The organism is Streptomyces sp. NPDC021356 (assembly GCF_040641015.1).
GTDB lineage: Bacteria > Actinomycetota > Actinomycetes > Streptomycetales > Streptomycetaceae > Streptomyces.
Genome location: NZ_JBFACU010000065.1, coordinates 1 through 21,979, shown reverse-complemented (window position 1 = coordinate 21,979; position 21,979 = coordinate 1). Strand labels below are relative to the sequence as shown.

The 21,979-nt window shown below is 69.0% G+C and carries 25 protein-coding genes and 3 pseudogenes; 13 read left to right on the top strand and 15 right to left on the bottom strand.

Translation table 11 applies throughout. The features are described 5' to 3' along the window. Positions 1-222: 222 nt before the first annotated feature. Positions 223-693: an NUDIX domain-containing protein gene (locus AB0G56_RS40560; RefSeq protein WP_360980861.1), complete on the bottom strand. Its 471-nt coding sequence runs from the start codon at positions 691-693 to the stop codon at positions 223-225. 2 nt (positions 694-695) lie between these two features. Next, a complete protein-coding gene (locus AB0G56_RS40555) occupies positions 696-1,415 on the bottom strand; it encodes an XRE family transcriptional regulator (RefSeq protein ID WP_360980867.1) in 720 nt (239 codons plus the stop codon). Positions 1,416-1,688: 273 nt separating this feature from the next. Here AB0G56_RS40555 and AB0G56_RS40550 point away from each other — a divergent pair, with 273 nt between their 5' ends. Beyond that, positions 1,689-1,940: a hypothetical protein gene (locus AB0G56_RS40550; protein WP_360980864.1), complete on the top strand. Its 252-nt coding sequence runs from the start codon at positions 1,689-1,691 to the stop codon at positions 1,938-1,940. Next, entirely contained in the window at positions 1,928-2,173 is a 246-nt protein-coding gene (locus AB0G56_RS40545; RefSeq protein ID WP_360980858.1) for a hypothetical protein, read from the top strand. The genes AB0G56_RS40550 and AB0G56_RS40545 overlap by 13 nt, the downstream gene beginning before the upstream one ends. A 369-nt stretch (positions 2,174-2,542) precedes the next feature. Here AB0G56_RS40545 and AB0G56_RS40540 read toward each other — a convergent pair whose 3' ends face one another. Further along, positions 2,543-2,908: a hypothetical protein gene (locus tag AB0G56_RS40540; RefSeq protein ID WP_360980855.1), complete on the bottom strand. Its 366-nt coding sequence runs from the start codon at positions 2,906-2,908 to the stop codon at positions 2,543-2,545. Between AB0G56_RS40540 and AB0G56_RS40535 the strand changes: the two genes are divergently transcribed. Both AB0G56_RS40535 and AB0G56_RS40530 read left to right on the top strand, forming a co-directional pair. Further along, on the top strand, positions 2,901-3,212 hold the full coding sequence (locus AB0G56_RS40535) for a hypothetical protein (RefSeq protein WP_360980852.1): 312 nt from the start codon (positions 2,901-2,903) through the stop codon (positions 3,210-3,212). The two genes, AB0G56_RS40540 and AB0G56_RS40535, sit on opposite strands and share 8 nt — an antisense overlap. Next, a complete protein-coding gene (locus AB0G56_RS40530; protein ID WP_360980849.1) occupies positions 3,209-3,397 on the top strand; it encodes a hypothetical protein in 189 nt (62 codons plus the stop codon). Before AB0G56_RS40535 ends, AB0G56_RS40530 begins: the two co-directional genes overlap by 4 nt. Positions 3,398-3,484: 87 nt before the next feature. Here AB0G56_RS40530 and AB0G56_RS40525 read toward each other — a convergent pair whose 3' ends face one another. Further along, a complete protein-coding gene (locus tag AB0G56_RS40525; RefSeq protein WP_360980846.1) occupies positions 3,485-3,880 on the bottom strand; it encodes a hypothetical protein in 396 nt (131 codons plus the stop codon). Between the two features lie 29 nt (positions 3,881-3,909). On the opposite strand from AB0G56_RS40525, the gene AB0G56_RS40520 reads away from it, so the two are divergent. The 4 genes and pseudogenes from AB0G56_RS40520 to AB0G56_RS40505 all read left to right on the top strand — a co-directional run bounded on the left by AB0G56_RS40520 (position 3,910) and on the right by AB0G56_RS40505 (position 8,631). Next, positions 3,910-5,553 carry a DUF2637 domain-containing protein gene (locus AB0G56_RS40520; RefSeq protein WP_360980843.1) on the top strand — a complete coding sequence of 548 codons (1,644 nt, stop codon included), beginning with the start codon at positions 3,910-3,912 and terminating at the stop codon, positions 5,551-5,553. Between the two features lie 151 nt (positions 5,554-5,704). Continuing rightward, entirely contained in the window at positions 5,705-7,135 is a 1,431-nt protein-coding gene (locus AB0G56_RS40515; RefSeq protein ID WP_360980840.1) for a replication initiator, read from the top strand. After that, a complete protein-coding gene (locus AB0G56_RS40510; RefSeq protein WP_360980837.1) occupies positions 7,135-7,362 on the top strand; it encodes a helix-turn-helix domain-containing protein in 228 nt (75 codons plus the stop codon). The genes AB0G56_RS40515 and AB0G56_RS40510 overlap by 1 nt, the downstream gene beginning before the upstream one ends. Beyond that, positions 7,362-8,631, top strand: a pseudogene (locus AB0G56_RS40505) (site-specific integrase). Before AB0G56_RS40510 ends, AB0G56_RS40505 begins: the two are co-directional and overlap by 1 nt. 174 nt (positions 8,632-8,805) lie before the next feature. Here the strand turns inward: AB0G56_RS40505 and AB0G56_RS40500 are convergent. Further along, a complete protein-coding gene (locus AB0G56_RS40500; protein ID WP_360980834.1) occupies positions 8,806-9,171 on the bottom strand; it encodes a hypothetical protein in 366 nt (121 codons plus the stop codon). After that, positions 9,161-9,586: pseudogene (locus AB0G56_RS40495) on the bottom strand (hypothetical protein); the annotation flags it as partial. The gene AB0G56_RS40500 and the pseudogene AB0G56_RS40495, both read right to left, overlap by 11 nt. A gap of 26 nt (positions 9,587-9,612) precedes the next feature. On the opposite strand from AB0G56_RS40495, the pseudogene AB0G56_RS40490 reads away from it, so the two are divergent. From AB0G56_RS40490 to AB0G56_RS40480, 3 genes and pseudogenes are all read left to right on the top strand, one after another. Beyond that, a pseudogene (locus AB0G56_RS40490) lies at positions 9,613-9,912 on the top strand (transposase); the annotation flags it as partial. A gap of 324 nt (positions 9,913-10,236) precedes the next feature. Beyond that, on the top strand, positions 10,237-10,413 hold the full coding sequence (locus tag AB0G56_RS40485; protein WP_360980831.1) for a hypothetical protein: 177 nt from the start codon (positions 10,237-10,239) through the stop codon (positions 10,411-10,413). A 169-nt stretch (positions 10,414-10,582) separates the two neighbouring features. Beyond that, entirely contained in the window at positions 10,583-10,906 is a 324-nt protein-coding gene (locus AB0G56_RS40480) for a helix-turn-helix transcriptional regulator (RefSeq protein ID WP_360980828.1), read from the top strand. Positions 10,907-11,271: 365 nt separating this feature from the next. Here the strand turns inward: AB0G56_RS40480 and AB0G56_RS40475 are convergent, their stop codons facing one another. The 9 genes from AB0G56_RS40475 to AB0G56_RS40435 all read right to left on the bottom strand — a co-directional run bounded on the left by AB0G56_RS40475 (position 11,272) and on the right by AB0G56_RS40435 (position 20,612). After that, positions 11,272-12,045: a hypothetical protein gene (locus AB0G56_RS40475; protein WP_360980825.1), complete on the bottom strand. Its 774-nt coding sequence runs from the start codon at positions 12,043-12,045 to the stop codon at positions 11,272-11,274. A gap of 3 nt (positions 12,046-12,048) precedes the next feature. Further along, entirely contained in the window at positions 12,049-14,154 is a 2,106-nt protein-coding gene (locus tag AB0G56_RS40470) for a hypothetical protein (RefSeq protein WP_360980822.1), read from the bottom strand. Continuing rightward, positions 14,151-14,702 (bottom strand): hypothetical protein, encoded by a 552-nt coding sequence (locus AB0G56_RS40465; protein WP_360980816.1) that lies wholly within the window; start codon positions 14,700-14,702, stop codon positions 14,151-14,153. Before AB0G56_RS40465 ends, AB0G56_RS40470 begins: the two co-directional genes overlap by 4 nt. 243 nt (positions 14,703-14,945) lie before the next feature. Further along, complete coding sequence (locus AB0G56_RS40460; protein ID WP_360980813.1) at positions 14,946-15,455, bottom strand: hypothetical protein; 510 nt, start codon at positions 15,453-15,455, stop codon at positions 14,946-14,948. Continuing rightward, positions 15,452-16,888 carry an ATP-binding protein gene (locus AB0G56_RS40455; protein WP_360980810.1) on the bottom strand — a complete coding sequence of 479 codons (1,437 nt, stop codon included), beginning with the start codon at positions 16,886-16,888 and terminating at the stop codon, positions 15,452-15,454. Before AB0G56_RS40455 ends, AB0G56_RS40460 begins: the two co-directional genes overlap by 4 nt. After that, complete coding sequence (locus AB0G56_RS40450; RefSeq protein WP_360980807.1) at positions 16,885-17,577, bottom strand: response regulator transcription factor; 693 nt, start codon at positions 17,575-17,577, stop codon at positions 16,885-16,887. Before AB0G56_RS40450 ends, AB0G56_RS40455 begins: the two co-directional genes overlap by 4 nt. Positions 17,578-17,702: 125 nt before the next feature. After that, positions 17,703-18,107 (bottom strand): GerMN domain-containing protein, encoded by a 405-nt coding sequence (locus tag AB0G56_RS40445; RefSeq protein ID WP_360980804.1) that lies wholly within the window; start codon positions 18,105-18,107, stop codon positions 17,703-17,705. 244 nt (positions 18,108-18,351) lie between these two features. Beyond that, positions 18,352-19,587: an acyltransferase gene (locus tag AB0G56_RS40440; RefSeq protein ID WP_360980801.1), complete on the bottom strand. Its 1,236-nt coding sequence runs from the start codon at positions 19,585-19,587 to the stop codon at positions 18,352-18,354. A gap of 191 nt (positions 19,588-19,778) precedes the next feature. Beyond that, a complete protein-coding gene (locus AB0G56_RS40435; protein ID WP_360980798.1) occupies positions 19,779-20,612 on the bottom strand; it encodes an SGNH/GDSL hydrolase family protein in 834 nt (277 codons plus the stop codon). A gap of 333 nt (positions 20,613-20,945) precedes the next feature. On the opposite strand from AB0G56_RS40435, the gene AB0G56_RS40430 reads away from it, so the two are divergent. Together AB0G56_RS40430 and AB0G56_RS40425 are read left to right on the top strand one after the other, a co-directional pair. Next, positions 20,946-21,275, top strand: coding sequence for a transposase (locus AB0G56_RS40430; RefSeq protein ID WP_360980795.1), 330 nt, complete (start codon positions 20,946-20,948; stop codon positions 21,273-21,275). Then, positions 21,263-21,979, top strand: a 717-nt coding sequence (locus AB0G56_RS40425) for an IS3 family transposase (RefSeq protein WP_360980792.1), incomplete at its 3' end; no start/stop codon positions are given. The genes AB0G56_RS40430 and AB0G56_RS40425, both read left to right, overlap by 13 nt.

Below are 21,979 nucleotides of genomic sequence, written 5' to 3'. Positions count from 1 at the left end.
GATCCTCCTGCGCAGCGGGCGGCAGACGCCGCATATCCCCACCCTCGATCACACCGGATCAACGAGCAGGCAACCCATCAGTTCCGGCTCAATAGTACGTGTGCTACGCGAAGCCTTCGACCTTCTTTTTCGCAGGTCAAGTGCGGTTTGCTGGTCCGGAGAGGTGCGTGGGTGTCCGTGGTTGTGCGGGGTTGTTGCCGTCAGCTACTGCCGTCAGCCGGTTCAGCCCAGGTACGGCTTCTCGCGGTGTTCCAGGAAGTGTTGGAGCCTGAGCCGTTGGGTGTGGTGCATCGGCAACTGCTCGAACTCTTCCGGCGGTACGAACCGGAGCTCGGTGGACTCGTCGGAGATTGCCAACTCGCCGCCGGTGATGCGGGCGGTGAAGCAGATGTTGAACTGGCGGCGCACCTCGCCGTCGGTGTAGGCGATGATGTGTTTCGCGTCGGTGTAGGTGCCGACCAGGCCGGTGATCTCGACATCGAGGCCGGTTTCTTCCTTGACTTCGCGGACGGCCGTGCCGGGGAGGGAATCGGTGAGGTCCATGCCGCCGCCGGGCAGCGCCCACAGGTCGTTGTCGCGGCGGCGCTGGAGGAGGATGTGCCCGTGGTCGTCGGTGACGACGGCGGATGCGGCGACGACCATGCTGTTCGGCTTGGGTGCGCTGGGGTCGTCGTAGTACTCGGTGCGGGCCACGGTCAGCGTTCCTCTCGTACGGGCGTCGCGGTCGCCCACACCGCGTCGAAGCTGTCGGCATAGGTATCGAACATGCCGCCTGTCTCGTGGCGGCGAAGATGCCACACCGGGGCGGCGTAGGCATTGACGCCCCAGACATGGGCGTTGACGAGTTGCTGGTCGTCGGCGCGGTAGAGGGAGTTGTAGAGCGTGGTGCCGTGGGCGCGGACTTCGATGCCGGGGATGCCGACGAGTGGCTTGTAGTGCATGAGTGCGAGGCGGCAGCGGGTTTCGATGCCGTGGCCGAACCGCTCCTCCTGGCCACGGGCTTGGACGTTGTCGCTGTCGGCGTCTCCGATCGCGACGCGGATGGTGCAGCCTTCGGCGGCGCGTTCGGTGAGGAGTTCGTTCAGCCGCGGGTACGCCTCGTGGAGGAATACGGCCGCGTAGACGAGGATGTCGATCCGTTCCCCGGCCTGGGCCATCAGGTCGGTGAACGCCGAAACGGGGACGTCGGCCCGCTGCTCGTAGAGCGCGACCAGTTCGGGGCTGATGGCGCGTGCGGGGCGGGCTTGGCGGAGTGCCGGCCAGAGTGCGTGCACGTCTTCTCCCAGGGCATTGGCCGCCTGTAGGGCTGTGACACGGCGTGGGGTGCGCCCGAGGTTCACCCAGCGCTCGACCGACTTGGGATCGATCTCGACTTCCTGGGCGAGGGTGGCGTATGTCCAGCCTCCGGCTGCCATGACGGCTCGTAGTCTCTCGTTCGGCACGAGTCTCCCCCTTCGTCTCAGGACGGCACCAGGGACGTTCTACACGGTGCAGGACGTCCCGGAGTGGGGTTTGGTGGAGGTTCCTTCGTCCCGGTGACCGGCGTGAGGATCGGTGCCGACCCTGCGGCACCGACGGGCCCAGGGGCACGCATCCACGCCGCCGAGGAGCGTCACCGTGCGAAAGAGCACCACCCCATGTGTTCCCGCCCTGCGACTGGAGGCCCGGTCGCGCACCGCCTCGCCGGGGTGGTCACGATGACGGCCCCCACCCCGGATACCGACGGGCACACCATCTCGCCCGATGTCGGCGCCCTGGTAGTCGACCGCCGGAACGGCAAGGTGGGTGTGGTGATGGGGCATGTGGGGTTGTACGTGCAGCTTCGGCCGCCGCGCGGTGGCCGGGAGTGGGACGTACCGCCCCAGGACGTACGCCCGCCGACCCCGGCCGAGAAGCTGAGCGCCAAGGTGGCCGTGGCCAACCGGAGGTGGGGACGGTGACCCCTCGCTCGGTCCTGCGCTACGAGACCTGGACTCTCCAGCCCGACCGCGAGCCGGATGCGGAGCCGGTCCAGTACGCGATGCAGTGCGCTGTGGACGGAGAGACCTCGCCGACGAGCGAGGACTTCGCCGAACCGCAGAACTGGGTGCTGCGCCACTGCGGCCAGAACCCGACCCACCACACCTACCGGGAGATCATCACCCGGCCCTGGCGGGCCTGGCGGCAGATGTGACCCGTCCTGCTCACCCAGGCGGCGCCCCGCGCTGACCCAGGCACCAGGCCCAGGCGGCCGGGACGTCAGCTCGGCCCGGGTGCCGACGCACGGCACGAACCCACCGGACGGCCTCTCGGGCACCCACCCCGCCTGCTGCTGAACGGTCGGGCGGAATGGGCTTCCGCTTGATAATGCCCGCGCTCCCCGGATCTGCGCGCCGAGTGGCCGGTGGGCGTCGCCAGCGGGGCGGCAGACAGGAGCGGGCGGCGGCCACCGACCGCCGGCGCGCAACGGCCCGCGTCAGCGGGCCGTTCTTGATCAAGTAAAGAAACTCTGAACAGCTCACCCTGCGCTGCGTCTCCTGCTGCTCCGTCTGGTGCGGCTGGTTCAGCGCCGGCGTCTGCCTTCGTTCAGCCGGTCGTGCAGGCGCTGGACGCTGGCGGCCTGTTCTTCAGGCGTGTACTTGCCACTGAGGCGCTTGCGTTGCTCCATGACGGCGCGCATGGCGTCACGGTGGGCGGTAGCGGCTTCGAACGCGGTGCTGGCCTTGGTGAACCGCTCCTCGGCGGCGGCGAGTTCGGCGGCCACCTCGCCATCGCTCTTTCCGCTGAGCCGTACCGCTTCCTCGTCCGCTCGACGCTGCGCCGCCATTTCCTCCAGCCCCTCGTTGTAGTGCTTGAAGAACTGATCGCGCGGGCTGAGCTGTCGGACGAAGACCCCCCGGCCCTGCACGGAGCCGTCGGCGGTGTGCATCGCGGGCACCGAGCCGGTGCTGAAGATCAAGGACCAGCAGACCGGGGAGGTCGCCACCGACCGGGAGACCGGCGCGTCGCTGTACACGGTGACCGTGATGCTCATGGAGGACGGCCGCGCCGAAGTCCTGAAGATCACCGTTTTGGAGACGGGCCTGGCGGCCGGGCTCAAGCCGGGGGCGATGGTGCGGCCTGTGGAGCTGTTCGCCACCCCGTGGGCGCGGATCTTCAATGGTCAGCTCTCCGACGGTGTCGCCTACCGTGCTGCTCGCCTGGAGCTGGTGACGGTGGAGGCGAGTCAATGACCCGCTTCGAACGCCACCTGACGGAGCGGGAGTTGTACCCGCTCCGGCCCCTGCCGGGGACCGAGGGCAATGCCACCTTCGCCGTCTCGGCTGCCGTGCTCGATCTGCTCGGCCTGGACCCGGAACAGGCGGCCCACCTCGACCTGGCCCACGCCCTGCGCCTGATACGCGAAGAGGGGGCCTGACGTGGAAGCCGTCACGGGATACGCGTCGTACGTGCTGCCGATCGCTACGGCGCTCATCGGTGTGTGGCTGGTGTGGACGGTGGTGCGCTACGTACGGGCCGACCGGGGCACGCGGGCCAGCATGCGGCAGGCCGTCCGGATCCGCTGGGGCTGGGTACGGCTCGCGCGGATGGCGGGACTGACGGTCACCGACAAGACACCGAGCCTGCTCGCGCAGATCACCGCACAGAAGGACAGTCCCCCGCCCGCTCCCCGGGTGCTGACTCCGAAGATCAAGGTCAAGCCCGACCAGTTCGGGGTGATCGTGCGGGCCCGGACGCTGCCGCAGGTCGGGCTGGAGGAGTACCAGAAGTCGGCGCGGTTCCTGGCCGATGCCTGGCGGTACACGCGGGTGTCCGTGCTGCCCGACGGCCCCGGCAAGGTGGTGATCCGGGGCGTGCGCTCCGACCCGCTGACCACGCCGACCACCCACCGGCCGACCACTCACGGACCTGACGCGCTGGGAGCTGGGCGTGGACGAGTACGCCGCCCGGGTGTGCGTGTCCCTGGCGAACGTGCCCGGTGTGACGGTGGCCGGCGTCCCGGGTGCGGGCAAGACCTCGGGGGTCAACAAGTTCGTCTGCGACTTCGCACCGTCGGCTGCCGTGCAGATCGCAGCTGCGGACGGGAAGGTGTCGCGGGCATCGGAGGGCGACTACGCCGACCTGGTCAAGCGGATGTTCGCGTTCTGCGGCGACGACCTCGACGAAGCGAACGCACTGTTCAAGCGCCTGGTGGAGCTGCGCAAGCGGCGCTCGGCGACCATCCGCGACGTGCTGGGCGTCAAGAACATGTGGCACGTCGGACCCTCCCCTGAGTGGCCGCTCACGGTCCTGATCATCGATGAGGCGCACACGTACTTCCGCGAGTACAAGGGCAGCGACGCCGAGACGAAACGTTTGGCCGCGTTGACGGCGGAGAACGCCCGACTGGTGGAGGACCTGGTCAAGAAGGGCCGCAGCGTCGGCATCCTGGTGATCCTGATCAGCCAGAAGACCACCGGTGATGCCATCCCCACCTTCATCCGCGACGTGTGCCCCATCGGACTCTCCTTCGCACAGAAGACCGTCGAAGCCGCGGTCGCCGCACTCGGCGAGGACATCCGCAACTGGCCCGATTCCAGCCCGGTGACCTTGCAGGACCCCGCCTACGTCGGCGTCGCGGTGATGGCGATGCAGGGCCGCCCGGGCTACACCCGCATCCGCACCCCCTACGTCTCCGACGCCGACGCCGCCCGCGTCGCGGACGCCACTTCGCACCTGACCGCCGACCCGGACCTGTGCCTGGACGCTCTCCTCCGTACGACCGGCTGGACGGCACCGCCCACACCCTCGCTCACCAAGTGGTCCCGAAACGCCCACGCCAGAAAGGAGATTGAGATCATGGCGGAGGAACGGTTCACCCGGCGCACCGTGACCGTGGTCATGGCGGTCATCGCGGCCCTGGCCTTCGTCTTCTCCTTCGGCAACGTCTGGGCGCTCGCCCTACGCCTCGGCGTCCCGCGTCCGATCGCGCCGCTGATCGCCCCCATGGTGGATCTGTCCGTCGTCGGACTCCTGGTCGCACTGCGCTTCCTGGCCCTGCGCGGCGCACCCAAGGCGGAGCTGCGGGCCGGCACCCGGCTGCTGCACCTGTGCGGACTGCTCACCCTCGCCCTGAACACCGCCGAACCCCTGCTGACCGGACGCTACGGCCGCGCCTGCCTGGACACCGTCGCCCCGCTCCTGCTCCTCGGCTGGGGCCACGTCGGCCCCGCCTTCCTCGCCCAGTTCCACACACCCATCGTCCCCGCCCCGCACCCGGAGGAAATTGCCGCTCCTCTCTCCGAGCCGGTGCCCGACGAGGCATCCGCACCCGAATCAGCACCCACGGTCCCCGTCCCGGTCACCGCGGCCTCGCCGGTCGAAGAGCCGAAGCCCATCCCAGCTCCGACCGCCATCTCCAAGACAGCCCACTCCGCCTCCGGCCCGGCGCTGCCGGCGGCCCTGCTGAACGCGGCCCGGCGCATCGCGGACACCCACCGTGCCGAGCACGAAGCGCCGATCACAGCGGCCCAGTTGGGGACTCGCATGGGCGTCGCCCTGCCGGTGGTCACCGCCGCACTCGCTCAGCTCTGAGCCCCGACCCTCATCGGCCGTATCCCCCTCGCTCAACCCCACGCCCACACGCTGGGCCTGGTTCGTCATGCCCCGAGCAGCACCAACATGCCTTGCCGACTGGCCGGTTGCTGCTCGGGGCTACCCACCCGACAGAAGGGACACGCCCCAAATGATCACCCTGGACCTGCGCCACGTGGCAAGCCCCGCCGTGCGGGACCTGCTCCACCTGGTCAACCACCCCGACTTCGACCGCGCACAGCAGCAGATCGAACGCCTCGGCGGCTGCACCGAACCCGTCCGCCTCACGGGCCACACCACCACCGTCGACACCACTACCGGTGAAGTCCTGCATCGCTACTCCACCGACACCGAGCCCACCGGCAGTCTGCTCACCACCTGCGGCAACCGCCGCGCCTCCCGCTGCCCGGCCTGCTCCCGCCTCTACGCCACCGACACCTACCACCTCATCCGCGCCGGCCTGACCGGCGGCAAGACCGTCCCCGACACCGTCCGCACCCACCCCCGCGTCTTCGCCACCCTCACCGCACCCTCCTTCGGCCCCGTCCACAACCGCCCCGACACTCGGCCCTGCCGCTGCGGCACCCGCCACGACCCCACGGACCCGCTGCTCGGTACGCCGCTCAACCCGGCAACGTACGACTACGTCGGCGCGGTCCTGTTCAAGGCCCACGCCGGAGTCTTGTGGGCCCGCTTCACCACCTACCTGCGCCGGGAGATCGCCCCCCGGCTCGGTATGACGCAGAAGGCTGCACGCGCGGCGTTGCGGGTGTCCTTCGCGAAGGTCGCCGAGTACCAGAAGCGTGGCCTGGTCCACTTCCACGCCGTGATCCGTCTCGACGGCCCCGACGGCAGCACCCAGCCCCCGCCCTCGTACGCCACCGCCGCCGTGCTCACCGACGCCATCCGCGCCGCCGCACCGCGCGCCCGCATCTCCGCCGACTCGAACGCGGTTGGGGAACGCGAACTCACCTGGGGCCAGCAGCTCGACGTGCGCGAAATCGCCGCTTTCGGCACCGATGCCGGACTCACCGATCAGGCGGTCGCCGCGTACGTGGCGAAGTACGCCACCAAGTCCGCCGACGCCTCAGGCACCCTCGACTGTGCCCTGTTCTGCCGCCCCTGCCAGGGACGCGGCGCCACCGTCTTCCCCCACGGAACCCCGCTCCCGTGCACGGCCTGCGACGGCACCGGACAGGCCCGGCCCCTGCCCCGGCTCGCCGTCGCCCAGCACGTCCGGCAGATGATCCGCACCTGCTGGGAGCTGGGCCGCCTGCCGGAGTTTACCCAGCTCAAGCTTTGGAAGTGGGCGCGCATGCTCGGCTTCCGGGGCCACTTCTCCACCAAGTCCCGCTCCTACTCGACCACTCTCGGCGCGTTGCGCACCGCCCGCCGCGCCTGGCGCACCGAACAGGCCCACGCCCACCCCGGCCTGCCCGAGCCCGACCCGGACACCACGCTGGTCGTCGGCCACTGGGACTACCTCGGCACGGGCTACAGCCCCGGCGCCGCACTCCTCGCCGCTGGCGTCTGGCACCGCAGGGAACTGAAACGGCAGTTCGCAGCCGAAGGGGGCAGTTGATGACCTCGCCCTCGACCACCGTCCCCTGTGCGGAGGCGGCACCGGCGCTGGATTTGCTCACGATCCCCCAGGTGATGGCCCGCCTCCAGCTCGGCCGCTCCGCCGTCTACGACCTTCTCCGCTCCGGCCAGCTCGCCTCGATCACCCTCGGCCGCGCCCGCCGCATCCCCGCTCACGCGCTCACCGACTTCATCCGCACCCGCCTCGAACAGGAAGCCGCCGCCTGATGACCACGCCCCGAGACACCAACACCTCCCGCCGCGTGCGCGCCAATGGCGACGGAACCGTCTACCAGCGCCCCCGGCAACACCCGCCGCTGCATCCGTGTCTACGGCACCACCCGCAAGGAAGCCCTGACCAAACTCACCGAGAAGATCGCCGCCAGCAACCGCGCCCTTCCTGTCCCCTCCGCGCAGGGCAGCGGGGCCGCGTACCTGACCTACTGGCTGGAGAACGTCGCCGTACACCACCTCCGCGAGAACACCCACACCCGCTACACCGCCTGCGTCCACCGGTACCTCATCCCCGGCCTCGGCAAGAAGAAGCTCACCAAGCTCACCGCCAGGGACGTCCGCACCTGGCTCAACCAACTCTGCACCACCTGCCAGTGCTACACGCGCGGCATCGACGCCCGGCGCGACCAGCCCCGTTGCTGCGACGCCGGCCAATGCTGCCACAAGCTGCTCTCCCCGCTGACGCTCACCTACCTCCACTCCGTGCTCAAGTCCGCCCTGGAACACGCCGTCCGCGAGGAAGAGATCCCACGCAACGTCGCCCGTAACGTCCGCACCGGCACACCCCGCCCCCGACGCTTCGAACCCCTCACCGCCGACGAAGCCCGCCAGCTCCTCACCACCGCACAAGGTCACCGGCTGCACACACTGTTCGAACTCGCCCTCCACACCGGACTCCGCAAGGGCGAACTCCTCGGCCTGCGCTGGACAGACCTCGACCTCGACGCGGGCACCGCCGCAATCCGCCGCACACTCCAGCGCACCAGCACCGGCGGTCTCACCACGCTGCCCACCAAAACGCGAGCCTCCGAGCGCCGCATCGCCCTCCCCACCCGCTGCATCCAGTCGCTGAAGCTCCACCACGAGCAGCAGAAGCGCGAGCGGGAGGCCGCAGGCACCACGTGGCGGCACGACGGGCTCGTGTTCACCACGGTGCAGGGCAGGCCGATCGACCCCACCAACCTCACCCGTGCCTTCACCACGCTCCTCCGCAAGGCCGGCTTCCGCCGCATCCGCTTCCACGACCTCCGCCACTCGACCGCCACCCTGCTCCTGGAACAGGGCGTCGAACTCGTCGTGATCAAGGAACTCCTCGGCCACGCCCACATCGGCGTCACCGCCACCGTCTACGCCCACGTAAGGCTCCGTCTCCAGCGCGACGCTATCGACACCCTCAGCACCGCCCTCGGCAGCCCGACGAACACCGAGACAACACGCTCCGACGGCGACGAACCGCCGCCCAGGAACGCCCCCGTCCGCTGACGTTGCCGTCAACTACTGCCGTCACCCCACGCAGAAGCCCCGCCAGGACACACCTGACGGGGCTTCTGTCTTGCAGGCGTAATGAGGCGACCAACTCGACAACCCTGCCGTCAAAAATGACAGGCCCAGAGTCGAGAAATCCTCATTCTAAAGAATATGCGTCATGCGCACCCGTCAACGCCCCAGGTACAACATAGGGTCCACTAGGCGGAACCCGGGAGACGCAACGACCCTGAGCTCACACTTGAATCCAGGAACGTTCACTTCCACAACGATCCCGCGCTCCCCCTCGCGCGAGTACAGGAGAATTCGATCCACCTGTTCGCGGTAGATTTCGATGTCGCACTTTCCCATCGACTCTCTGGTCAAGCGTACAGACCTTGCTCCGATGTCGAAGCTCAGTGCCACAAGCTCGCCAGCATCGCCTACCGGAGCCTCGACCCGCCACACATCAGGGTCATATTCCGTAGGCTCGGGGGCCGAGCCAAGAACTTCGATGAAATCCAAATCCTCTGGAATCTCCATGATGTCACTTGCCATAGCCCCTCCCTCCAATGGGGATCATTGTAGTGAGCCGTACTCCATTGTCGGTCACTTCGAAGTTGGCGCGAATCAGGAGAGCGCCACGCGGCCCATACAAGAGTGACTCCGTTCGCATGTTCGTGAGTCCAGACTTCGGATTCACGTAAGTCTCCACGACCCCACTCCTTATCGCCTCATTGAAGTGCCCGGTCAGAACTTCGCGCCCCGCAGCGTTGTCGCGGATTCCGATCGATTCCAGCTGATAGGCGTTCTGAGCTGACCTTTCCGCGTTGTGCGGATTGGAGTTAACGCGCCCGAAGAAGTAATCCCACTTGCCGTCATCGATGGTTACGCCGCAGTTGCTGTTGTGAACGAGGACCGGAGTCTCGCCCGCCAGCACATAGTACGTGTGAAGGTCTGCGACAGTGAAGTTGTAAGTGCGGGCATGCCCACCTCCACGAAGTCCAGACCCAGAACCGCGCCGACCAGCAAGACCCGCAGTGGCAGCGGCTCTACGCCTCCCGCTCCGGGATCGAGGGCACCATGAACGAGCTGGTCAACGGCCATCAGATGCGCCGCTGCCGCTACCACGGCGTGGCCAAGGCCCACGTCCAGCACGTCCTGACCGCGATCGCCGTCAACATCGAACGCCTCAGCAGCCAGGAGCCAGCGGACTCCCACTACCGGCCCCGCCCACCAACGGCGTTCCAGCAGTACCTCGACAACCACCGGCCCCGCTGGTGGCGCCAAGGGCAGTGATCAAGAAAACCCAAGATCACCGACAGAGTCGCTCAATGCATGAGAGGAATTATCCGTTGGAGTCAGGGGTCCGCTGAGCTTGCTGTCATCGACGCTCAGGAGCGTGTGCTGCTGAGTCGCTCGCGAGACGACCGTTCTTGGAGGCCTCTGCGGGCGAGAGTGATTCGCCTGCGCCCCACCAGATTCATTGTGGTTCGGGTCCGCGATCCGCTCTTCAGCCACTGGTACGTCGCGGCGACTCGAGTCGTCGGCAGATATGTGTCTCATCCTTGTCCGCAGGCCCGCGTCGCCGCAAGACGCGTCTTCGTAACTCGCCGCGACAGGATGACGGAGATCGCGATCCGGGTCCACCTCGGCGCCACGAAGGACACCGAATACACCTGGCATCCGCTGACCGACGTCGAGGGCGGTCTGGAGCTACGTCCACGCGAACTGGGGCCATTCTTACGGGGATACCTGGAGGGATGGATCCCGGATGGCGTCATCACCCTCGCGGAATGAGCAACAAACACGCAACCCGGCGATTCCGAAACCCTCAGGCACGGCCGATGCCACTCTGCTCTACCGCGGCTCGCACCATATAAAGTGGTGTGTACTTGCACCATAAATCGTATGTCGACTCAACCGGCACGGAGGGACGGGCCCCATGGCGACGTGGGATCATTTCGGCATGCCCCGGAGCAACAACGACCAACTGCCGGCGACCTACGTCGCGTCGGGTGACTGGCCGTATGCCCGGCTCGTCGAGGACGCCCCCGTCAGCGCGCACTATGGTCAGGTCTTCGCGCGCAACCTGGTGGCGGCGATGGAGGCGTCCGAGATCGGCTTGCGGGCGCTGGGTGACAGGGCGGGCGTGTCCCACGCGACGATCAGCCGACTGCTCCGAGGGAGGGTACTGCCCGACCTGGGGACGCTGGCGCGCCTTGAAGTGGCACTGGGGCGGGGTCTGTGGCCCGGCCTGTCCGCCTGGACGGACCGCAACCACACACCCTGAGCCCCGGCTGGTTCGTGCGAGGCATCAGCCGGACCGCTTCCAGCGCTCCTAGATCGTTCCCGCTGCTTTTCCCGCCTGCTGCGGCACCGGCCTACGCCCCTCTCCGCTCCGACTCGTCACCAGCGAACCTCCCTGGCTTCTCAGTGCCGCTGTCGGGGAGGTGACCGTGTCGCCGGTAGGGGATTTCGTCAGGGTGCAGGCGTAGGCGTGTATGTCGCCAGGCGGTGTCGAACGAGATGTCATTCTGGCTGGTTCGGACCAGGCGCCGCGCGTGCCAGCTGGTCCGCGGGGCGAGCAGCCAGCGCCAGATCGTCGTGGTCACCGGCCTCGCCCGCTCTCTTGCCCCGCAAGGAGCCGGGATTCGTTCATGTGCTGCTCGGCGGGTCGGCGGTGTGTGGGTGTCCGTTCCCGTTGAGAAGGGCCTCTGCTCTGGCTGCATGATCGGGGCGTTTGGCGTGGCGCATGCCTGCGGCGAGGACCTCGTAGACCATGCGCTTTTGCGGCGGGTCCTGGAAGCTGTCCAGAAACTCGCGGATCACTTCGAGGGCCGCGTACTCGACGGTGCGTTCGTGTTGGGGGAGGTACTGGGCGAAGGCGGCCGCGATCTTGTCGAGCGTCTCGGGTTCCGGGAGGGCGGCCCAGTGGTCGGGCTGCTGCTCGATCCACCGTACGAGCAGTGCGGCGGGGTGGGCGAGTTCCTCAGCCATGGCTTCGGTCGTCTGGCGGCGCAGGATGTCGGTGACGGCCTGGCGGCGTTGGGCGCTGAGCAGGGACCGTACGGCGGCCTGGTCGTCGGGGAGCAGGTCCAGGGTGAGGTCGGCCTGGTACTCGACGGGTGGTTCGGTGGCGAGGGACCGCTTGCGGGCGAGGTGGCGTGCGCACACGTCGCGGGCGGTGGCGAGGTCGGCGGGGTCGCAGGTCGGCGAGATGTCGCGGGCGGCCCGGCGCAGAGCGGCCCGGATGGATGCGGCGAGCTCATCCGTACTTTGCGGGTAGGGAGGGCTGGTGAGAACGGTGGCGGTGATCCGGGCGGTGAAGCCGATGCCGGGCACCTTGCTGGGCAGTCGTAATTCGAAGCGGGACAGGGCACGCCGCAGCGCCCGTGGGGTGCGGCGGCGCGCCCAGCGGGTGGACGCCACGGCTCAGGACTCCTTGGCTTCAGCAGCCTGGGGCGGTGTCGGTGGGAGGACTGGCAGTTGGAGGTCCTTGCGCAGCGCGATGACGGGTTCGTCGTACTGGACGCCTGGCTCGCCGAAGACGAGGGCTGCTACGGGGCTGGTGTAGAGGTGCTCGGTGACGACCTGGCGGAGGATGTCGGTGACCAGGTCGTAAGGCACCAGGCCCTCGGCGCGGGCTCGGGCCCAGGCGATCATCAGGTCGCGGCACCGGGTGGCGACGCGGGTGTCGGCCAGGGCGTCGTTCCAGCCGTTCAGGAGGGCTGTCCTAACATCTGTTGCTTGCTCGGCGGCTTCCATCAGGACCTGCAGGGCATGGGCGTCGTCCCGTGGGTCGAGCAAGGACAGGAAGGCGCGGTGACCGGCCAGATGTCCGGGTTCGGTGGCCCATTTGCTGACCGTCGCCCAGACCCGTGCCAGCTGTCCGGGGTGCGCGGCCATGCTGCGCAGGGCTTTTTCCGCGGTGCGTACGGCGATGTCCGTGTCGGGTCGGTCGAGGATGTGGCGCAGGCGTACGAGTGTCTGGCGGGGGTAGTGGTCGGCGAACTGGCCCTGGCAGACCAGGGCGACGACCGTGGCCACGGATTCCTTGTCCGCCTGTGCCCAGTCCAGGAGCCTGGACCTCACCTTGGGGCCCAGGGTGTCCGCCTCTGCGGCCTGGGTGAAGACGCCGGCGATCAGCTGCCGGTGCTCGGTGGTGGTGTTGCCGTTGTCGATCCAGGTGCGGATCTGGTCGATGACCTTGATGTCGTTCTGGGTGATGGCCAGTTCGACGAGGAGGGTGCTGATGGCCGCCAGGCGCGAGGCGCCGGGCTCGCCGGGGGTGGTGATGGCGTCGAGCCACTTCAGTAGATGCTTGTGGATGTCGGGGCGTTGCTGCCACAGGTGGTTCAGGACGGCTTGGGCGTAGCCGGGCTTGTGGTCGAGGGTGGCGTGGCGTTCTGTCACCTTGGCGCCGACGCTGCGCAGCCGTGTGGCGAGGTCGGGGCCGCTGAGAATGATCTCCACGTCTTCCTGCGGCCCCTTGTTCAGCAGGCGGTAGGAGGCGTTCTGGATGCTGGTGGCCTCGCTGCCGCTGAGGAAGAGCGTCGCGATGAGCAGCGCCCGGTCCGCGGGGCCGGTCTGCTTGAAGACGTTGACGACCTGGGTGCGCCACTGCTGGAAGGCGGCCATCGCCGTCTTCAGCCCTTCGGCCGAGTTCTCGGTCCGGGCGAGTTCGTCGGCCAGCCGGGCGGCGTCGGCGGGGCTGGAGGCGTCCGACAGCAGGTGTGCGGCCTGGCCCACCATTCCTGTGCCGTCGGCGTTGGTGGCGGTGTTGAGCCAGCGGAGGCGTTCGGGCTTGCGGTAGAGGTACTCGAGGTGTTTCTCGGCCACGCGGTGGGGATCGGGCCTGTTCTTCGTCCGGACGACGACTCTGCCGACGGTCCCGGATTCGTCCTCGGGCCAGGAGTGTTCGTCGGCGACGACGACCAGACAGGAGCCGGCGCGGCGGAGCTTTTCCGCATGGGTCACGAGTGCCTTGGCGACCTCCTCGGGTTTCTCCCAGCCGCTGATCTCCGCCGCGACGTCGAGCAGATAGCCAGTGCCCGGCCGGTCCGGCAGCGAGCCGATGTCCGGGGCTTCGGGCTTGTCCCAGTCAGGTTGGATCGCCTTGAGCGGCAGCGGCTCCCCGTCGTCGTTGCGATCGGCCAAGGACACCTGCCACAGGGCCCTGATTCCGGCCGTGCGCTTCCCGAAGCCGACCGGACCGGCAATCACGGCCAGGGCGGGTCCGTCCGACGTCAGCAGGGACACGGCGTCGCCGGGCGCCGTCACGGCACCGCCGTCATGAGCGGTGTCCACCCAGGCCCGGCTCACCACGTCCAGGTCCGCCTTGGGAATGTCGGTCTCGGGCAGGCGCTTGCCCATGTTCACATCGCGGCCGGCGATGATGATCTGTGACCGCTCTACCTCGTGGACGTCGACCTCCATCCCGGCTGGCTCCGCCGAGGCCGGCGCAGCAGGAGGAGTGGCGGGTACGGCCGGGGGCAGGGGCGGCACCGCGCCCGGACCGGGCGTGTTCAGGTCGCTCACTTCTCACCCTCCCCGGTCCGGTAGGTGAAGTCGCCGGCGTTGACCGAGTGGCCCGCGATGAGCACCTGGCTGCCGGTGTTGTGGTGCACGCTCACCCGCCCCCGGACATGGCCGGACTCCTCCGACTGCTCGAGCAGGGCCTGGAGGTCCGCTGCCGCCTCCCGGTTCTTCTGCAGGAACGCAGCCAGCTGGATCAGCAGCTCCTGCTCAAGCGTCTTCGCGACGGAGGCGCGATCGCCGTCCGCGCTCCCGACCAGCCGCGCCTGCGCGGCATCCAGCAGACGCAGCTCCTGCTCAGCCGTCTCCTCTCCGCCCCTGCGGAAGAGCCGGGCCATCGTCGCACGCACGGTTTCCCAGCCGCTCTTGGCCATCTCGGCCACCAGCACCGCGGCCCCGCCCTCGGCCACCTGCATGACGTCCAACGCATCCCCCATGATCATTCCCCTCGAAACGGTGTAGATCGGCGGCACATCAGCCATCACAGCGTGCGAAGGATCATGGATCACCACAATCGAAACCTTTGCGTTGTCCGAAATCAATTCATGCACCAATGCGCATGATCAAGCCATCCAGACATTGTGGACACTTCGGCTCCGGATCATCGGCCGGCGCACTGCCTGCACACGGCAGCCCCTACCCCGTCCATGTGAGGCGCGTGTCAGCCACCGCGGAGCGCCTGTCGGGCTGTCAGAGACTGACGGTTTCGCGACCGTGGTGGTGGAGCATCCGGTCGGGGCTGGGTCGTGATCACACCGGTGGGGGTCTGCCGTAGTGCGTGCGCCGTGTGGCTGCTACGGCTGGCACCCCTGTGTGAGGGCGTCCCGGTCCTCGGCACGGTGCACTGTTACCCGGAGGTCTTGGATGCTGGCTCCTTCTGCTGCGCTTGCTACGTCAGCGGCTGTGCACACGAGTTGTCGCAGTGCGCTGCGGGATTCCCACCCCTGCGGCGCGGTCACTTCCAGGGCGCCGGTTCTGTGCGCGGTGACGGCGGGGGTGGGGGCGTTGTGGGGGGCGTAGCTGATCAGGCCGCGTGCGCGTTCGGCGGTGTTCGGGCCGGCGACGAGTTGCCGTAGTGCGGCGTTGGGTGCGTCGGGGCCCCGGTAGGGGCGTGAGACGCGTTCGAGGCCCTGGGCGGAGTAGAAGTAGACGTGCACGGCCGCTGCAGCGCGGGAGCGGGGATCGCGCAGTCCGGTGGCCGGGGAGCCAGCGGGCGTGGGGCCGGTGTCGGTGACGGCGCACGCGGTCAGGGGCAGGAGGAGGGCGAGGCTGAGCGCGGGCAGGTGCGCCCGGTGTCGGTTCATGTCGGGTTGCGCGGCAGGGTGAGGGTGAAGACCGCTCCTCCCCCCGGGGCGTTGGCGGCGGTGAGGGTGCCCCCGTGCAGGCGGGTGTTCTCGGCGGCGATGGCCAGGCCCAGTCCGCTGCCCTCGCTGCGTGTACGGGCGGTGTCGCCCTTGGTGAAGCGGTCGAACACGTGCGGGAGTGTGTCGGGGGCGATGCCCGGTCCGTTGTCGCGGACCCTGATGACGATGTTGTCTCCCTCCGTGTAGGCCCGGACGCATACCTGTGCCTGCGGTCCGCCGTGGCGCAGGGCGTTGCCGGTGAGGTTGGCGAGGACGACGTCGATGCGGCGCGGGTCGAGCAGGGCGCGCAGTCCGTCAGGGGCGTTGACGTCGACTCGGTTGTGCCAGTGGCGCAGCGCGAGAGTTTTCCGGACGAGTTCGCCGATGTCGATCTCGTCGAGGTCCAGGCGGGCGGCGTCGGCGTCGAACCGGGAGATTTCCATGAGGTCTTCGACCAGGTGGGCGAGCTTGCGGGTTTCGTCGGCGACGAGGCTGAGGGCTTCGGAGGTTTCCGGTCCGAGGTGGCCTGCTGCAGCGTCATGGTCGAGGAGGCCGGTGACGGCGGTCATCGCGGCGAGGGGCGTGCGCAGTTCGTGTGAGACGTCGGCGGCGAACCGGCGGGCCTTGGCCTCCATCGAGCGCAAGGTAGCGGCGTCGGCTTGCAGGGTGGCGGCCATGGTGTTGAAGGTGCTGCCGAGGTCGGCGAGCTCGTCGTGGCCGGTGACCTCGATGCGGGTCTCGAGGGCGCCGGTGGCCATGGACTCGGCGGCCGATCGCAGTCGCCGCACCGGGCGCAGGACGCGGCGGGCGGCCAGCAGCGCGGGCACGAGCGAGGCGAGCACGACGGGCAGCGCGCCGGCGCGTGCGGCGGTGACCAGGGACGAGACGTCCTGCTGCTGGGCGACGAGGGAGAAGGTGACGTAGACGACGAGGCCGGAGGGCTGGGTGGGGTGGCCGGCGGGAGCGACGGGCAGGGCGATGGCGAGCCAGGGCTGCCCGCCGTGGTGGAAGCGCTGCACCAGGGCCGTGGTGGCCGAGGCAGCAGTGACTCTCAGGTGGGCGGGGAGGCCGGGAGCCGGGCTGCCGGCGGTGATGAGCGGGCCGCCGCGGTAGGTGGCGGTAGTACGCCAGTCGCGCGCACCGCCTGCGCGGTCGAGCTGCAGGGCCAGGGTGCGCAGGTCCGCCTCGGCTGGCTGGGCGGGCAGGTCCGGAGCAAGGGAGCCGACCTGGGCACGCAGGTCCCGCACGGCGTTGTCCTGCGCACGCTGGAGGATCGCGGTACGTGCCTGGTGGAAGGTCAGCGCGGCAGTGGTCAGTGCGCTGAGCGCGGAGACCAGGACAAAGGCGATGACCAGCCGGGTGCGCAGGCCACGGGGGACGAGGCGGTGTTTCACAGCGGCCCGAACCTGTATCCGAAGCCCCGCACGGTCTGGATGTAGCGGGGGCGACGCGGGTCGTCCTCGGTCTTGGCCCGCAGGCGCATCACGCACGCGTCCACCAGCCGGGCGTCACCGTAGTAGCTGTGCTCCCACACCTGTTCCAGTAGTTGCTGGCGGCTGAAGGTCTGGTCCGGCCAGGCCGACAGGAACAGCAGCAGCTTGAGTTCCGACGGCGCCAGTGTCAGGTCCTCACCGCGCTTGCGCACGCGCAGGGCAGCGCGGTCGATCTCCAGATCCGCGTACGTGGTGCGCTCGCTGCCTGCCGCAGGGTCCGGCTGAGAGGGTGCCAGGCGGCGCATCACCGCGCGCATACGCGCCTCGATGACCTCGTCGCTGGCGGGTTTGACGATGTAGTCGTCGGCGCCGGCTTCCAGGCCCACGACCACGTCGACGTCATCACCGCGGGCAGAAAGGATCACGATGGGCACCTGACTGGTCTCCCGGATGCGCCGGCACACCTCCAGGCCGCTCATCCCGGGCAGCATCAGATCGAGCAGCACGATGTCCGGCGGGCATGCGGCCAGCGCCTCAAGGCCGTCTTCACCGGTGCCGACCGCCTCGGTCTCGTGCCCGCGCCGGCGCAGCCCCAGCGTGACGCCGCGGCGGACGGCGGGATCGTCCTCGATCAGCAGGATATGTGTCATGAGGCAGTGCTCTCCTATTTCCCTTTGCCCTTCAAAGCCGGCCGTGTGCCGTCCTGTGCCTGCCACAGCGGACAGGCCCTGACGGACACCGGCATCCCGTGCGTTGCGGCGTCGGCGGCTTGCGGTCAGCGGCCCGGACCGCGCGTCTCGACGGGGGCGGCCGCACCGTTCTCGTCGCACCGGACGGGCCAGGCGCCCGAGGGCATGCCCGACTCGTGGATCCGCACGACCACGTCCGCCGGCTGCCTGCCTCCCGGGATACCCGGCGCGGCGGCGGCCGTGCACACCAGCTGGTTCACCGCCTCCCTGCCCAGCTCCGTCACCAGCCACGGCAGGGAGAGGTCGACGGCTCCCGCCGCTGCCTGCGCCCTCACCCGGTGGGTACCGGCAGGCAGGGCGGTGACCAGCCCGCGTGCCCGCTCCGAGCGGGTCGGACCGGCCAGCAGTGCATCGAGGGCGGTCTGCGGCCCGGCCCCGTCCGGAGCCGGTCGGGCGGCCGGCCAGGTGCCATGCGGGGTGACGAAATACACACGAACAACGTCCCTCCCGTCCTCTGCCAGCTGTCCTCGAGCCGGCGCACCGGCCCGCACCGGGCCCGTGTCCGTGACGCCACAGCCGGCGAGCGCCGCCAGCAGCAGGAAGGCAACGGCCGCAGCAGGACGCCCCGGCCGGTATCCAACGTGGCTCACGCGCACGCCGCTCCTTTGATGCGCTTCTTCCACATCCGCCCAGTTTCCCTCATCGCGGGGAGTGCCCCTGGCTTTCCGCCCGGGACTACGGGGCCATCAACTGGTCCACGTCCACCGTCCCGGCTCCCAGCTGCGGCTGCGGTATGGCCGCCCACACCCCGGCCGCCATGACGGCCGCGGCGGCGAGTGCGACCAGCCCGCGGCCTCCGGTGGCCCACCGGGCCCGGAACCGCACCGGATCCTCCACCGCCCTCTTCGACAGGACGGCCGCCACGAGCGACAGGGCGATCAGCACCGCGGTCCGGGCCCACCCGCCGAACCCGAGGACATCGCGCGGCAGCAGCAGGTAAACCGGCCAGTGCCACAGGTAGAGGCTGTAGGAGATCTCCCCCAGCCGGCGCGGCACCGCGCTGCCCACCACCCGCCCGGTGTACCCCGCGGGCACGCCGGCCATCAAAGCGATCAGAACCGCGGCCGCCAGAGAATGCAGGAACAACCCGCCCTGGAAGAGGCCCGGAGCGTTCTGCCCGTCGGTCAGCACCCAGGAGGCCACCAGCCCGCAGACCAGCAGCGCGCACAGCGCGTCCGCCAGCGCCCGCGGAAAACGGGCGAACAGCGCCCTGACCGGTTCGGTGGCGGCCGCCGCGCCCAGCAGCAACGCGAACGCCCGCGTGTCGGTGCCCTCATAAACCCGGGTGGTGTCCACCGCGTTCCCGAAACGGATCATCAAAGTGAGAGAGACGATAGCCCCGGCAATGGCCAGGACGGCCACCCGCCGCTGGCCTTGCCGGCCCCGTGCGGCGAACGCAACCACCAGCGGCCAGACCAGGTAGAACTGCCACTCCACGGCGATACTCCACAGGTGGGAGAACAGACGCGTGTCCGAGGCGTTCCAGTAGCCGACCTGCTCGGCGATGAAATGCCAGTTCACCGCCTGCACCGCGGCCCACGGCGCGTCATCGAGCGCGAAACCGAGCAGAACGGGCGTACCGAACGCGCAGGCCAGCACCAGGGCGGCAACGCCCATGACGATCAGCGCCGGCAGCAGACGCCGCGCCCTACGCCCCCAGAAGGCAACCAGAGCGATCCGGCCCCGCTTCCCGATCTCGCCCAGCAGCAGCCCGGTGATCAAGAAGCCCGACAGTCCGAAGAACAGGTCCACGCCGAGGAAACCGCCGCGCAGATGCCCGGCGTGGAAGAGCAGAACATCTGTCACAGCCAGCCCCCGCAGGCCGTCCAGCGGGGCGAGGTGAACACGGCCGGCGCTAGGAGCCGGACCGGGGAGACGGGCAGAGCGGGCGGCCAGGCGGTGATGAGCCATCGAAATCCTCTGTCGGATGCGCCGGCCACAGCAAGGGTGCCGGCGCATAGGCCGTATGCGAAGAAAGAGACACGGGAAGCAGGGCGAACAGCGGTGACAGAGGTCCGGCCAGAGGGCGGACGTCACCAGGACCGGCCGCCCGGCCCGATGGTGCGACGGAGCCGGCCCCTTCGCAGGGGCGCAGCCACCGCTCAGCTGCAGCCGAGCTTGGCGTACCGCTTCTCGCCCACCCACGAGCCCTTGGCCCACTGATCCGGCGCGGCGGGAGTGAAGCCGTACTGCGTGCCGAGCTGCGCGGTGAACCACTTGGCGAACGAGGCCGAGCCCTGCTGGCAGGAGTGGATACCGTCGGAGGACCGCTGCGCCTTGGCGGCGGTGCTGTCGGTGCCCCACAGCGCCGATGCGTCGAAGAAGCGCACCGTGCCGCCACTGCCCTCGGCGACCTCTGCCGCGGCCTTCGGCGCGCTCTTGATCGCCGCCGCGTACTTCTTGTAGAAGTCATCCACCTTGTACGGCGGCGCGGAAACGATCACCAGGTCGGCGCCGGCGTAATGCGCCGTCTTCGCGAGCTTCTCGTAGGAGGCGCGCTGCTGCTGGACAGTGCCCCAGTCGTACGTGGTGATCTGGTAGGCGATCACGTCGGGATGGAACGAGGCGATGTCCTTGCGCAGGTCCTTCCACGTCTGCTGCGCGATCGGCATGCTCATCTTGTCGCCCTCCACGACGGTCCCGCCGCCGTCCGAGGAGGCGTTCTTGAACTCGGCACCACTGGCCTTCAGGGCCGCACCGAGCGGCGGGGCCTCGACACCGGCGATGGAGTCCCCCAGCCACAGGACCTTCTTGTCCATGCCCGGTTGCGACGCCGACGCCGACGGCGCCGTCTTCACCTCAGTGCCGTCGTCGTGGCTGCCGCATCCGCTCAGCACAGCGCCGGCACCCACGGCGGCCAGCAGCACAGCCGCCACGGCGGCGGGACGGCGGCGGGAAGGAGAGGTAGCGGTGCGGAGATTCGTTTCGGTCTGCATGGCATCAAGCACACCAGCGGGGACCGCACGCCGGCCGCGTTGTCATCCGTTCATCACATGACGAGAGACCAGCCGTCACACCCACGGTGTCCGGAGAACGGCTCTGTGTCCGGCACACCGCCCGCCTCCCCTCCACGGCGCTCTACCGACTGTTTCCGGCCCCCTCCTGAACGCGATGGGCCCTGCGATGGTCAGCTCGGCCGGGGCAATCGCACCCCCGGGCGAGCCGGCCATCACCTCTGCTGCCGCATCGACCCGCCGGTGTGACTGTCGGCGGCGGGTGAGGGTCCCCTCGTAGCGTGGAGTCGGTGATTGCAAGGGAAGTTGGGGTTCATGGGGTCCAAGCAACAGAAGTACGATGCCGAGTTCCGTGAGGGTGCTGTACGCATCGTGATCGAGACAGGCAAGCCGATTCCGGAGGTTGCCGAGGAGCTCGGGGTTCACCCGGGCACGCTGCACAGCTGGGTCTCGCGGTGGCGGCGCAACGGTTCGGCTTCTTCGGACCGGCCTGTGCCGGCGATGCCGGGCGGTCGGCTGAAGGAGGCCGAGCGGGCTGAACTAGAGCGGCTGCGGCGGGAGATGAGCGAGAAGAACAAGCGCATACGCGAGCTGGAGATGGAACGTGATGTCTTCAAACGCTGCATGGCCTTGTGGGTGAAGTAGCTGCGGCGGACCCGGCCCGCCTGGCCGGGATCATCAGCGACTGCAAGGCCGAACAGAACATTGCGCACACCATGTCGTGCCGTGTCCTGGGCGTGAGCGAGTCCTGGTTCTACAAGTGGCGCGACAGCCCCACCACCGCCCGCGAGGTGCGACGCGGCAAGCTCGCCGACGTGATCTGGCGTGTCTTTGAGGCCTCGGGCGGCACCTACGGTTCGCCGAAGATCTGGATCACTCTCGTGCGCGAGGGCTGGCGGGTTTCGGTGAACACCGTCGCCAAGGTCATGGCCGAACTCGGCCTGGCCGGACGGAAGGCCCGCCGGCGCCGTGGGCTGACACGTCCCGGCAAGCGGGCCGCGGCCCCGGACTTCGTGCGCCGCGATTTCACCGCGGACGCTCCCGACCAGGTGTGGTGCGGGGACATGACCGAGATCGTCACCGGCGAGGGCAAGCTCTACCTGGCCACCGTGATCGACCTGTTCTCCCGCCGTCTGCTCGGCTACGCGACGGGTGAACGTCACGATGCCGAACTCGTTGTCGCCTCGCTGCGGATGGCCGCCACCCGTGGCGGCGATGTCAGGGGCGTGATTTTCCACAGCGACAGGGGGTCGGAGGGCGAATTCAACCGGTCGTCGCAACACCTTTATTTCGGAGGTGTTCAAGATCGCTACGGAGGACTGGCGCAGGAAGACCGGCGATGCGCCCGA

Bases quoted from the DNA above. Each gene is read 5' to 3' on its own strand.
- AB0G56_RS40460 (WP_360980813.1), bottom strand. From the start codon at position 15,455: ATGAACCGACACCGGGCGCACCTGCCCGCGCTCAGCCTCGCCCTCCTC.
- AB0G56_RS40485 (WP_360980831.1), top strand. From the start codon at position 10,237: ATGACGGAGATCGCGATCCGGGTCCACCTCGGCGCCACGAAGGACACC.
- AB0G56_RS40530 (WP_360980849.1), top strand. From the start codon at position 3,209: ATGACCCGCTTCGAACGCCACCTGACGGAGCGGGAGTTGTACCCGCTC.
- AB0G56_RS40430 (WP_360980795.1), top strand. From the start codon at position 20,946: ATGGGGTCCAAGCAACAGAAGTACGATGCCGAGTTCCGTGAGGGTGCT.
- AB0G56_RS40435 (WP_360980798.1), bottom strand. From the start codon at position 20,612: ATGCAGACCGAAACGAATCTCCGCACCGCTACCTCTCCTTCCCGCCGC.
- AB0G56_RS40450 (WP_360980807.1), bottom strand. From the start codon at position 17,577: ATGACACATATCCTGCTGATCGAGGACGATCCCGCCGTCCGCCGCGGC.
- AB0G56_RS40540 (WP_360980855.1), bottom strand. From the start codon at position 2,908: ATGCACACCGCCGACGGCTCCGTGCAGGGCCGGGGGGTCTTCGTCCGA.
- AB0G56_RS40515 (WP_360980840.1), top strand. From the start codon at position 5,705: ATGATCACCCTGGACCTGCGCCACGTGGCAAGCCCCGCCGTGCGGGAC.
- AB0G56_RS40555 (WP_360980867.1), bottom strand. From the start codon at position 1,415: ATGGCAGCCGGAGGCTGGACATACGCCACCCTCGCCCAGGAAGTCGAG.
- AB0G56_RS40500 (WP_360980834.1), bottom strand. From the start codon at position 9,171: ATGGCAAGTGACATCATGGAGATTCCAGAGGATTTGGATTTCATCGAA.
- AB0G56_RS40510 (WP_360980837.1), top strand. From the start codon at position 7,135: ATGACCTCGCCCTCGACCACCGTCCCCTGTGCGGAGGCGGCACCGGCG.
- AB0G56_RS40440 (WP_360980801.1), bottom strand. From the start codon at position 19,587: ATGGCTCATCACCGCCTGGCCGCCCGCTCTGCCCGTCTCCCCGGTCCG.
- AB0G56_RS40480 (WP_360980828.1), top strand. From the start codon at position 10,583: ATGCCCCGGAGCAACAACGACCAACTGCCGGCGACCTACGTCGCGTCG.